At 67.7% G+C, this 12,461-nt stretch carries 4 protein-coding genes; 3 read left to right on the plus strand and 1 reads right to left on the minus strand.

Going from position 1 to position 12,461, the window contains the following annotated elements; all coding sequences use genetic code 11:
• Positions 1 to 20: 20 nt before the first annotated feature.
• Positions 21 to 335 carry a hypothetical protein gene (locus JAO84_RS25155; protein ID WP_370414884.1) on the plus strand — a complete coding sequence of 105 codons (315 nt, stop codon included), beginning with the start codon at positions 21 to 23 and terminating at the stop codon, positions 333 to 335.
• Positions 336 to 570: 235 nt separating this feature from the next.
• Here the strand turns inward: JAO84_RS25155 and JAO84_RS25160 are convergent, their stop codons facing one another.
• Positions 571 to 3,696, minus strand: a complete 3,126-nt coding sequence (locus JAO84_RS25160) for a DNRLRE domain-containing protein (RefSeq protein ID WP_370414885.1) — start codon at positions 3,694 to 3,696, stop codon at positions 571 to 573.
• 599 nt (positions 3,697 to 4,295) lie between these two features.
• Here JAO84_RS25160 and JAO84_RS25165 point away from each other — a divergent pair.
• Positions 4,296 to 12,152 (plus strand): ricin-type beta-trefoil lectin domain protein, encoded by a 7,857-nt coding sequence (locus tag JAO84_RS25165; protein ID WP_370414886.1) that lies wholly within the window; start codon positions 4,296 to 4,298, stop codon positions 12,150 to 12,152.
• Between the two features lie 2 nt (positions 12,153 to 12,154).
• Positions 12,155 to 12,406: a hypothetical protein gene (locus tag JAO84_RS25170; protein ID WP_370414887.1), complete on the plus strand. Its 252-nt coding sequence runs from the start codon at positions 12,155 to 12,157 to the stop codon at positions 12,404 to 12,406.
• Positions 12,407 to 12,461 lie beyond the last annotated feature (55 nt).

The raw sequence follows: 12,461 nt of genomic DNA on the forward strand, positions 1-12,461 counted from the left end.
GTGGAGGTACGATTTCCTCCATGGACACTCTGCGAGACGAGATGCGTTGCGGGATCTGCGGTCAGCCGATGAATGCCCATGGCGACCATAAGCAGCACCATGACGACAAGCCCGCCCGAAAAGGAAGTCGTGTCGCGTATGTCGTCGTAGAGCTGCGCGGGGCCACTGCCCATTTCCAGGCGGCCGATGACCCTGGTCGGACGTTCAAGACCGGTGCCACCGACCTCGCGGGACAACTGGGAATTGATGTATCCGACCTTGTGGGCCGCTCGTACACCTGCTGGGTGGAGCCCACCGAATACGGCGTCATTCGAAGCGACTTCAAACTCGCCTGACGTGATGTGCCAGATGTGATGTGCGGAACGCCCGGCCGAGGGGCTGCCGCCCCTGACGTCCGTGCGGTTGGCCTCCGCGTCCTCGACGACGACCGCGACCGCGACGGCGGGCTGGGCGGAGTCGGTGGCCGCAGCGGCCGGTGGTGCCGTCTGCGGAGCGCACGGAAAGGGGTGAGCCCCCGGTGCCGGGATTCCGGCACCGGGGGCTCACCCCTTGCTCACGGGAGCGGACGCATCAGCCGAAGGACTTGATGCCGTTCCAGTTGGAGGACAGCACCGTCTTGACCGGCGCGTTGGTGTTGGTGGTGGACGGGTAGTACAGGGAGATGTGGCCGTCGGACGCGAACCGGGCCCAGATGTCCGGGACACCGTCGCCGTTCACGTCCGGGATGCCGATCGCCGTGGACACGTTGGCCTCGGTCCAGCTGGTGCCGTAGGCCACGTCGCCGTTGAGCGAGTTGGCCGCAAGCATCAGGGAGTTGAGGTCGACGCTGCCGGCCACGGAGCCCGGCTTGCCATGGCGGACGTACATGCTGCCGGCGTCCAGGTTGCGCCAGAGCAGGTCGGGCGTGCCGTCCTTGTTGATGTCCGCGAGGTTGACGATGTCACGGCGCGCCCAGGCGTCCGAGTTCATCAGCGTCGCGCTCTGGAACGAGGCGCCGGTGTAGCCCGAGAGCACCCAGAACCCGCCGCTCGCGGTGCGCAGGGTGAGGTCGGGCAGCTTGTCGCCGGTGATGTCGCCGATGGCCTTCATCTGCAGCCAGGTCGACGGCGCCGGGGCGTTCGACGGGAGGCGGATCTTCAGCCGCTGGTCCACGTTGAAGGTGCCGTAGCCGTCACCCGGGTACAGGTAGAACGTGCCGTCGGGGTCCACCGCGAACAGGTCGGTGGAGCCGTCGCCGGGGTAGACGTCCTGGTAGTGGGAGATCAGCGCCGCCTTGGTGCCGTTCCACCACGGGGTCTTCGGCGCGAGGACCGGCTTGCCGTCGGTGCCGATGGTGTACGAGCCGGTGAGGCCGGCGTACAGCTCGCCGCCCGGGGTGCCCGGGTAGGAGAAGAAGTTGCCGTTGGCGTCGATGATCATCAGGTCCGGGACGCCGTCACCGCCGACGTCCATGGGGCCGTCCGCGGTGTCGCGGGGCGGGACGTAGGTGGCGTAGTCGGTGCGGGCACTGACGTTGCCGACGGAGTCCAGGGCGAAGACGTGCATCCAGTTCGGGCCGGCGTGCAGCGGCTTGAGACCCGTGACGGTGAGGGAGCCGTTGGTGGCGGCGACGTCGACGTAGTTGACGCCCTCCCAGCCGTAGCGGAACTTGGCCGCGCCGGTGGAGGTGAACGTCATGGAGCCGGTGGAGCCGAACTTGACGGTGGCCCAGGTGGCGCCGTCGGAGGTGGCCCGCTTGAACTCGTTGCTGGTCACGGCCGGCGGCGGCGGAGCGGAGCCGTCGATGGTGACGGCGCAGTTGTCCGCGGTGTTCGCCGGGAAGTAGCTGGAGGAGAGGCCGCCGGAGTCCTCGGCGCGCACGGCCCAGAAGTAGGTGGCCTTGTCCACCAGGGTGGTCGACGCGATCGTGGTCGAGGCGTAGCCGCTGGAAAGGTTGGTGGCCAGGGTGCCCGCCGGGACGGCGTCGCCCTTCTTCCAGAACTTGAAGCGCAGGCCCAGGAGGTTGCCGTCGGGGTCGGTGGCCTTGGCCTTCAGGACCAGGTTGGTCTTGCCCATGGTCTGGCCCGGGCCGGTGGCGCTGACGACGCAGTCGAGCCCGTTGATCTCACCGTCGGTGGGCTCGGTCGGCGGGCGGTTGTAGTCGACCTCCAGGACGGCGGACTTGGCCGTGAACTTGCGCCAGGTGTACGAGTCCGTCTCCGTGGTGGCGCGCAGGCCGAAGGTGATGTTCGACCAGCCGCCGTTCGCGGCCGACTGCGCGGCGCTCTTGACGTCGATGGCCTCGTAGGCGTCCGGGCAGGACGAGGAGTAGCCGTGCGCGAAGCTCCATCGCTTCAGCTGCGTCGACCAGGACGGCTGGGCGTTCCAGGTCGTGCCGGAGGAGATCGAGCCGGTCAGGTAGAACTGGAACTCGCGGGTGGAGCAGGACCACGAGTGGGTGTTGTTCACCTTGTAGACGGCGCGGGTGATCGTCGCACCCTTGAGGGAGCTGGAGAAGCCCATGCGCCAGAAGGACCGGGCGGTGATGCCGGTGTCGTTCTCGTGGCCGACGCGGGCCTCGGACGTGCCACCGCTGTAGTTGGTGCCGTTGATGTAGTTGGAGTTGGGGTAGTTCTTGACCACGAGCGCCCAGGCCGCGGTGCCGGGGTTGATCGACGGGTCGACGAAGACGGGGTACTTCACGCCGGTCCCGGACAGCAGGCCCGTGCCCGCCACGTCCAGCTCGATGCGGGCGGCGCCGGTGCGGTCGCCGTCCAGGGCGACGGGCAGCTGAGCGGCCTTGGTGCCGGGCTCGACACCGGTCAGGCCGGACAGCTTCAGCACGTCCGCCGGGGTGCCGGTGGCGGTGCGCTGTGTGGTGCCGGCGGGGAGCTCGGTGTCGCGGCCGTTCGAGTCCCAGGCGAAGGGCGTCGGGACGGCGGCGATCTCCTTACCGGCCTTGTCCAGGACCTGGACACGTCCGTGCTCGGGGTCGTTGTGGAAGGTGGCCGTGGCGGACCGGAGCCCGTAACCGACCTTGGCGAGGGCCTTGTTCTTGGCGGCCTCGGGCGTCTTGACGATCAGGAGCTGGCCGAAGCCGCCCTCCTCGCGCGCGATCAGCAGCAGGTCGACGCCGGGCAGTACCTCGGGGTAGAGCGCGCGGGAACCGTCGAGCACCGGCTCGGGCAGGGTGCCCGGCCAGGTGTAGGCGATGGTGTGGCCCTCGAACTCGACCTCGGCCAGCACGGTCTCACCGGGCTGCGGGGCGCGGGCGTACGAGCGGTTGGCGCGTGAGGCGTCGGCGCTGCCACTGGCGAACCGTACGGGCACGGCACCGTTCACCGGTGCGATGCCCAGTCCACGGGGCGCCTTTGCGGAACGCTTCAGCGTGTTGTCGATCGGGGCCCAGTGGCCCTCGGCGTTCTTCGCCCGCTGGGGCAGCGCGTGCGTCTGGGTGCGGAGCTGACCGTTGGGCAGGGCCCAGGTCAGAGCCGTGGCCGAGGTGGCCGTTTCGACGAGTACCTTCTTGCCGGTGCGAGCGGCCTCGGCCACCGCGGTGGCCTCGTCCTTCGGGCCGGTCGACGCCTGCTTGGCGTCCACCGCCCCGGAACCGGTGGTCGTGGGCGGGGTGGAGGGCTGCCACCAGGGCAACAGGGCAGCGGTCAGGGCGGCCAGGACGAGGCCGAGGGTCAGGGACAGCCGCGTGCGCGTGCGCACGAAGGGGCTGAGATATCGGGGCGGCGCGGTCACGGCGGTCTACTCCCGTGGGAACCATATGGATGGGGACAACACAGAGAGCCCCGGACGGCAAGCCGCGGGGCATAAGGCGCGCACACGATCACACATGTGAAGCATTGCGTCTACGCGTGAAGAATTTATGAATCCGTTACGCAAACATGGAAGGTGCTTGACGAAGCGTCAACGAAGCCCGGTTCGCGGCATTTCGGGACCGTAATCGCCTGTGATGGGTCGACTTCGAATGATCTGTCTGGCGCGTCGTCACTGTGCCGGTCCGCGCGACTTCATCCCGTGATCGAGATCACTTATCCCGGCTTTACGTGGCTGCCGGCGATCTTGATAAGTGCCCGGAGCATGACAGAGAGTGCGCACGCACGCGCCTGAGCCAGACGTGTGCCTTTTGGTGTTTCCGCACCTCGTCCGTATCGAAGTTGCCAGGGTGGGAGTCGACGCGCATGCGTGCTTCAGGTCCGCTGTCATGGCTGGGGCGAGGACGCCCAGCCCTGACAGAGTCACAACGACGGCGCCGGCGGCGAAGCCGCGCGGCGATCGTCCTTTTGTTGTCCTCGACTCTGACGGTGACAAGCCTGGGCGGGCAGGCACTCGCCATCCCCGGCCCGGGCATGAGCCGTGAGGAGTCGATCTCCCAGGTCGACCTGCCGGACCTGCCCAAGAACACCGAGGCCGCCGGCGACGAGACGGCCGACACGAAGCTGAGCCTGGCCCCGCAGGTCCCGGTCGACCCGTACGACCCGAAGAACGCGGTGCCGTGGACGGCCGGCGTGGGCACGGCGCCGCTCGAGGCGACCGACGCGCCGGGCACCATGAAGGCGGTGTCGGGCGATCTGCCGATCGCCATCGGCGTGCCGGAGGGCGGGGACCCGGCGACGCTCGCCGGTGACTGGACCGTCGACCTGCAGACCCCCGTGGAGTCCCAGGACGCGGGCGTCTCCGGTCTGATCATGAAGGTCACGCCGCCGGCCGGCGTGGACCCGGCCGCCCAGGTCGCGCTCAGCGTCGACACCACCGGCTTCGCCGACCTCTACGGCCCGCAGGCCGCCGACCGGTTCGGTCTCGTGCTGCTGCCCGACTGTGTCATCGACGGCATGGGCGTGGGCGACTGCGAGGCCGACCCGAGCACGCAGACCATGGCCGGCTCCGACGGCTCCGAGACCGAAGGCAAGTTCGAGCGGCTCCGCTCGACGGTCGAGACCGTGGCCGCCAAGGACGCGCCCACCCACACGAAGACCGCCAAGTCGGCGAAGACCCGCAAGATCGTCACCGGCACCATCCCGGTGGGCAAGCTGCTCGCCGAGGACGCCGACAGCAAGGCCGAGGGCGCCGACGGTGCTTCGGCGAACAAGGCGTCGTTCAAGACGGCCGGCGCGACGAGCGGTTCGGGCGCGGTCGGCATGATGGACACCGGTTCCTCGGTGTCCGGTGACTTCACCGCCTCCCCGCTGCTGTCCTCCGGCGCCTGGTCGGCCGGCTCGTCCTCGGGTGCCTTCACGTACTCGTACGACGTGCAGGTCCCGGAGACCGCCGGCGGTCTGATGCCGAAGATCTCCCTCGGCTACTCCTCGCAGTCCGTCGACGGACGCACCTCCGCCAGCAACAACCAGGCCTCCTGGATCGGCGACGGCTGGGACTACAACCCGGGCTCCATCACCCGGACGTACAACAACTGCCGCCAGGACTCCAAGAAGGCCGGCTCCAACAACTCCACCCACCGCACGCCGGACCTGTGCTGGGGCTCCAACAACGCCACCCTCTCGCTCGGCGGCATGACCACCGAGCTGGTGTGGGACGCCACCAAGAACAAGTGGTTCACCGCCAACGGCGACGGCTCCAAGATCGAGCAGGTCACGGGCCAGAGCACCGGCAACGGTGCCAAGGACGGCGAGTACTGGATCGTCACCACCAAGGACGGCACCAAGTACCACTTCGGCAAGAACCGTCTGCCGGGCTGGTCCGACAAGGGCACCCCCGACACCGCCGACGACGACCCGACCACCAAGTCGGTGCTCACCGTCCCGGTGTACGGCAACCACGCGGGCGAGGACTGCTACCAGGGTCCGACGGTCGAGGACTGGAAGAAGTCCTACTGCAACCAGGGCTGGCGCTGGGGCCTCGACTACGTCGAGGACGTCCACGGCAACGCCATGACGCTGTGGTGGGACAAGGACCAGAACTACTACGCCCGGAACCTGTACTTCAAGGGCCCGGTCGTCTACGACCGCGACGGCTGGCTGGACCACATCTACTACGGCCAGCGCAAGGACAACATCTTCAGCGCGACGGCTCCGGCCCGCGTCGGCTTCACCGTCGCGGAGCGCTGCCTGGACGCGGTGAAGTGCACCGAGGCCAACTTCACCTCGAAGGACCCCGGCAACTACAGAATCTGGTACGACACCCCGGGCGACCTCCGGTGTGAGAAGGCCAAGATGTGCTGGAACGCGGGTCCGACCTTCTGGTCCCGCAAGCGCCTGGACAAGATCCAGACCTCGGCCCAGCGCCGCACCGACACCGAGGCCCGCCAGGTCGTCGACGTCTACCAGCTCAAGCAGAGCTTCGCGGAGCTGCGGACCGGCCCGAACACCGCCCTGTGGCTGGAGTCCGTCCAGCGCACCGGCTACGCCCGCAACGGCTCCACCGACGCGAGCGTGTCGCTCAACCCGGTGCGGTTCGAGCCCAACGCCGAGGACATGCCGAACCGCGTCAAGGCGTACCACCCGGAGCGCCCCGGCTTCTCCCGGCTGCGCATCGCGCGCGTCATCAACGAGTACGGCGGCGAGACCATCGTCACGTACAAGACGCCCGACGCGAACGACCCGACCGGCCAGACCAACGACTGCGCCACCGGACAGAACCTCCCCAGCAAGACGGAGACGGCAGCACTCAAGGCCAACACCCGTCTCTGCTACCCGTCGTACTGGAACCCGGACCCCGAGGTCGAGGACATCGACTGGTTCCACAAGTACGTGGTCGAGTCGATCGAGGAACTCCCGAACGTCGACGGCGCCTTCGCCACCAAGACGGCGTACGCGTACAAGAACCCCGGCTGGAAGCTCGCCGAGGCCGAGTTCACCAAGAAGTCGACCCGCACGTACTCGCGGTTCGCGGGCTTCGAGCAGACCACGGTGCTCACCGGCACCGAGGACCCGGCCATCGGCAGCAAGCAGTCCAAGGCCGTCACCCGCTTCTTCCGCGGCATGGGCGACACCGTGTCCGTGAAGGACATCACGGGCGCCGAGATCGCCAAGGACGCCGAGCCCTTCGCCGGCCGCATCGCCGAGGAGCTCACCTACTCCAACGCGACCGACGCCGACACCGACTGGCTCAGCCGCTCCATCACCAAGCCCGCGGCGACCGAACTCGCCCGGCGCGACCTCGGCGACGGCCTGAGCCCGCTGCAGGCATGGCGCGTGACGGAGCCCGAGGAGATCGCGTACACCAAGTCGTCCGGTACGAACACGGACGACCCGCGTACGGTGCGCTCGGTCAAGACGGTGACGACGTACGACTCGACGTACGGTCTGCCGACGCTGGTGGAGTCGCTCGGTGACACCGGGAAGAGCGGTGACGAGTCCTGCACCAAGCTGGAGTACCTGCACGAGACGACGAAGAACCTGATCGGTCTGTCGAAGCAGGTGCTCAACTCGCCGACGACGTGCGCGAGCGCCAATTGGGCGGACCTGTCGACGCTCAGCGGCGGTGCTCGTACCGCTTACGACGGCACCGCCTACGGCACAGCCCTCGGCTCCACCAGCCGCGGCCTGGCCACCGAGTCGTGGCTGCTGAACGGCGCAGGCACCGGCTTTCAGACCGCCGGCACCACCGGCTTCGACGCTATCGGCCGTGTGACCAGGGAGACCGACCCGGACGGCAAGTCGTCCACGCTCACGTTCGACCCGCCCACCGGGCAGGTCTTCAAGGTCACGACCGCCAACTCGCTCGGTCACACGCAGGTTCAGGAACTGGAGCCGGGCCGCGCGGTCACCCTCAAGACGACCGACGCGAACAATCTCGTCAGCGAGGCCGTGTACGACCCGATGGGCCGGCTGGCCGAGGCGTGGGCCCCGGGCCGTACGCCGGGCAACGGCGTGCCGGACTTCCGTGCGGTCTACACCATCCCGGCGGAGGAGACCGACCCCACCGACGAGAACATCAAGATCCGTAAGCCTCCGTACGTCACCACCTACTCGCGTGGCTACGAGGACCGGATCGAGACCTCCGTCACCCTCTACGACGGCCTCGGCCGTGAGCGTCAGTCGCTCGAAGAGGCCGACAACGACGCCGGCTACCTCGTCACCGACACGCTCTACAACAGTTCCGGTGAGGTCTGGCAGACCAACAACGCCTACCTGACCAAGGAGGCCAAGCCGGGCGAGCTGTTCACGCCGCTCTCCGACACGGCCATCCCGAACATCACGCGCTACACGTACGACGGTCTGGGCCGTGTGCTCCAGGAGACCCCGTACATGAAGTACGTGGACCCGAGCACCCAGGAGACCATCTCCAGGGCGTACCCGGAGCGGGCCGTCCGTTACGAGTACGGCGAGGACTGGTCGAAGGTCATCCAGCCGGAGGGCGACTCGTCCTACCGCGTCTGGACCGACGCGCTGGGCCGCACCACCCGCACGGACACCTTCAACCCGGCCGCGCCCGGCGGGTTCACGTCGACGCGCTACGAGTACGACTCGCACGGACAGCCGGTGAAGGCGACCGCCTCGGCCGACCCGACGCACCCCTGGACGTGGACGTACGACCACAACGGGCGGATGCAGACGGCGACCGACCCGGACTCGGGCACCACCCGCACCGAGTACGACGCCCGGGGCCGTGTCCTCACGACGACCAATGCCCTTGGAAGCAAGGTCTGGAACGGCTACGACGAGCTGTCGCGGCCGACCCAGCAGCGTGAGGACAGTTCCACCGGCAAGCTCCTGGCCGACTTCACGTACGACACCGCTCCGGGCGGCAAGGGCATGCCCGCCACCGCCACCCGCTACACGGACGCGCTGGCGTACACGCAGAAGGTCAACGGCTACACGAAGGATTACCAGCCGACCTCGACCACCCTCTCCCTGCCGCAGTCGATCGTCGACACCTGGGGCTTCGCCAAGGACTACACGTACGACTACGCGTACTCCGACAACGGCATGCTGAACGAATCCACCCTTCCCGCGGTGGGCAAGTTCGCCAGCGAGAAGCTGGTCGTCCGCTACAACAAGGACGGCAAGCCGGTCTCGATCTCCGGCAAGGACTGGTACGGCTCCGAGACCGTCTATTCGCCCTACGGCCAGGTGCTCCGTTCCACCCTCGGTGCGCAGCCGTACCGGGTGTGGACGCAGAACTCGTACGACGAGGGCAGCGGTGAGCTCAAGGAGCAGTCGGTCTACCGAGAGAAGAACGACGCCAGTCTCGTCGGCGGCAACCTGGTCTCCAACCGGGCGTACACCTACGACCCGGCCGGCAATGTCACCTCGATCCAGGAGAAGTCCGTCGGGATCGAGGAGCGCCAGTGCTTCGTCTACGACCCGATCGGGCAGCTGAAGTCCGCCTGGACCTCCAAGGACCCGGCGACGCAGAACTGCACCACCCCGAAGAACGCCGACGGCACGCTCAACGTGGCCGCCGGCCCGGACGCCTCCGGCTACTGGCAGGAGTACGAGTACGACCTGCTCGGCAACCGCACCAAGCTGACCGAGAAGGACCTCTCCGGCAACACCGCCAAGGACGCCGTCAGCACCTACGCGTACGGCAAGGCCGACGGCAGCCAGCCGCACTCGCTGACCAAGGTGTCGAAGACCTACACCACCCCCGCGGGTGCGCAGGTCACGGCCGAGGCCACGCGTCTGTACGAGCTGACCGGCGAGACCAAGTCGATCACCTCGGTCCAGAATGGCGACAAGCAGGACCTGACCTGGACGTACGACGGCAAGGTCGACCGGATCACCGGCCAGGGCACGGGAGGCAAGACCCCGTACGTGGGTCTCGGCCAGAAGTGCCTCGACCTGAAGTCGGGTCTTGCGGCCGCCGGTCAGCCGATCCAGCTGTACCAGTGCAATGCCACGGTCGCGCAGAACTGGCGCTTCACCCCGGCCCCGGGGCAGACGGACGCCAACCTGGGCACGCTGTCGGTCTACGACACCTGGTGCGTCCAGCCGGCGGCCAACACCGCGGGCTCCGCGCTCCAGGTGCAGAAGTGCAACGGCACCACCGCGCAGCAGGTCAAGCGCAACGCCTCCGGTCAGCTGACCCATGTCGCCTCCGGCCTGTGCCTCGCGGTGCAGGGCGCGGCGAACGTCAACGGCACCGCGATCGTGCTCGCCACCTGCGACGCGGCCCAGGCCGCCCAGCAGTGGCTGCCGCAGAACGACACCCGTCACATCTACGGCCCTGACGGCGAGCGCCTGCTGACCATCCAGGGCAAGCAGGCCACGCTGAACCTGGGCGAGGCGACGGTCACCGTCCAGCAGGGTGGTGTCCTGGTCCGCACCGAGCGCACCTACGCGAGCCCCGGCGGCGCGGTTCTGCGCTACGCCAACGGCACGGGTGGCGACGCGCTCAACGCGCTCGCCATGGACCACCAGGGCAGCGTGTACGCGGAGGTCGCCCTCTACACCGGCATGCCGGTGCGGGTGCGCAAGCAGGACCCGTTCGGCAACCAGCGTGGCGCCGACACGGCCGGTCAGAACCTCCAGAACCACAAGGGCTTCCTGGGGAAGGACCGGGACGACGCCTCCGGATTCCAGCCGCTGGGTGCTCGTCTGTACGACCCGGTGGTCGGGCGCTTCCTGTCCGTCGACCCGGTGCTCGACCTGAACGACCCGCTGCAGTCCAACGGGTACGCGTACGCGCAGAACAACCCGGTCACGTATTCCGACCCGACCGGTCTCGCGATCAGCCTGACCGCTTCGGAGAAGGCTGCGGCCCTGGCCGGCGCGGGTCTGTCCGCAGCTCAGGTTGCGCAGGCGCAGGCGATGCAGGGCAAGTCCCTCACCTCGGTCATCCTGGCTGTGGCCTGGGAGACGTTGAAGGACTTCATCGGTATCAACGACGCCATGGCCTGCTTCGGCGGTGACATGTGGTCCTGCGCGAGCCTCATCATCGACGCGATTCCGTGGACGAAGCTCGGCAAGATCCCGTCCGTCATCAAGGCGGTCAACCGCACCATCGACGCCATCAAGGCGTTCAAGGCGGCCAAGCGGGCGGCGGAAGCGGTCCTGAAGGCAGCCAAGGCCGCCGAGGCAGCCGCGCTGAGGGCCAAGAAACTGGCCATTGAAAAGGCCAAGAAGGAAGCTGCTCAAAGAGCCAAGAAGAAGGCGGCAGAAGCCGCCAAGAGACGAGCCGACGCAGCGGCCGCCGCGAAGCGGAAGACGGGTAACCCCGTCCACAAGCAGGCCCAGGCCAAGTCAGCACCGAAGTCCTCCTCCCACCCCGCATCCAGCAAGGGTGGCGGAAGCAAGAGCTCCGGCGGTGGAGGCGGCGGCAAGTCCGGCGGCTCCGCGCGTAGTAAGGGCGGTTCCAGCGGAAGCGGTGGCTCAGGCAAGGCCGACGGCGGTGGCGGCGAGCGCGGCGACGGCGGCGGCGACGGCGAAACCTGCAACAGCTTCGTGCCCGGCACGAAGGTGCTGATGGCCGATGGCTCCACCAAGCCGATCGAGCAGGTGAAGGCCGGCGACAAGGTCGTCGCGACCGACCCGAAAACCGGGGAGACCCGGGTCGAGACGGTCACGGCCGAGATCAAGGGCCAGGGTCTCAAGCACCTGGTCAAGATCACGATCGATGTCGACGGCAAGACCGGTGAAAAGACGGCTCAGATCACCGCGACCGACGGTCACCCGATCTGGGTCCCCGAGCTCGGCGACTGGATCAAGGCCACCGACCTGAAGTCCGGCCAGTGGCTCCAGACCAGTAGCGGCACGCTTGTCCAGGTCACCGCGGTCCGGCGCTGGACGGCCCAGACCGCCGTTGTTCACAACCTCACCGTTTCCGACCTCCACACCTACTACGTGGCGGCGGCCAGCACTTCTGTCCTGGTTCACAACTGCGGTAGCGGAAGCTCCAACAGCGGTAGCTCAGGCAGCGGAGACAGCGGTGGCGGCAACAGCGCGGAGTCCTATTTCAGTGCCTACCCCAGGGAGTTTCTGGATCAGGCGGCGAAGTATGGCAAGGCTGGAGTCCGTGAGCTTCCGGATGGACGCTTCCGCTTCTACGGCGAGGTAGCCGTGGCTCGTACGCCCGGCGAGATGCTTGGGCGCCGGTTGGTTCGTGAGTGGAACCCTGCAACGGGCGCCACTCGCATCTGGCACGAGACTGTCGACCATGCCGGACGAGTGAGAATTGTTCGACCGGACGTGAACGTGACAGGCGGGACCAAGGTGCACTACGTGTTCGACGCCCTGGGCAATTTCACGGGTACCTTCTAGCCATGGACGAGACATTCATCGAGGCGCGAAGGCTCCTGGCCGGATTGATTTCCGGCCAGGTGGACCGGGCGGAAGCTGCCGACTGGGCAATGGAGAAAATCAGGGACGAGAGTGCCGACTACTCCTCCAATGCTGTCCTGTGGACGCTTTTGGATCGGTTGGCAGGTGCAGATCTCAAACAGTCGCCGGAGTCCTACCTTCACGGTGTCGAGGACTTCGAAGCGTGGCTGACTGATGCCGATGCCCCGCTGTAACTTGATGTAACTCGAAACATGTGTGGCCCCGCCGGAGAGCGCTTCCGGCGGGGCC

It is taken from the genome of Streptomyces fradiae, assembly GCF_041270065.1.
GTDB lineage: Bacteria > Actinomycetota > Actinomycetes > Streptomycetales > Streptomycetaceae > Streptomyces.